Origin of the sequence: Streptococcus pseudopneumoniae, from assembly GCF_038148935.1 — a bacterium.
GTDB classification, from domain to species: domain Bacteria; phylum Bacillota; class Bacilli; order Lactobacillales; family Streptococcaceae; genus Streptococcus; species Streptococcus pseudopneumoniae_U.
The window spans coordinates 1-364 of sequence record NZ_JBBJZX010000226.1 but is presented as its reverse complement, the minus strand read 5'-3'; the positions used below and the strand labels follow the sequence as shown (position 1 = coordinate 364).

Here is a 364-nt window from a genome sequence, read left to right as displayed (position 1 = left end):
CTATGCAAATAATAGTATTTTGGCTGATAGTTTATTTGGTATCCAGTACAATATCTCAGACAGTCCTATTGATAAGTATGGTTTTAAAGATATCTATCAAAAAGATAATCTTACCCTATATGAAAATCAGTTCTCTCTTCCGATTGCCTTTGCTAGTCAATCTGTTTACAATGATGCCAAGTTCAATGAACATACCTTGGATAATCAATCCTCGTTTTTAAATCAACTTGCTAACGTCAATTTTGATTATTTTTCTCCAATACCCTATGAAAAAACTGAAAATACTAGTGATTTGATTAGTGTTACAAGTTCTTCAAATGAGGATGCAGCAATCCAATATCAAATTGAAGTGCCAGAAAACAGC

1 protein-coding gene is annotated in these 364 nt (G+C 31.9%); it reads left to right on the top strand.

The genetic code is table 11. From position 1 onward, the window contains the following. Nucleotides 1-364, top strand: a 364-nt coding sequence (locus WKI42_RS10735) for a YfhO family protein (RefSeq protein ID WP_368081914.1), incomplete at both ends; no start/stop codon positions are given.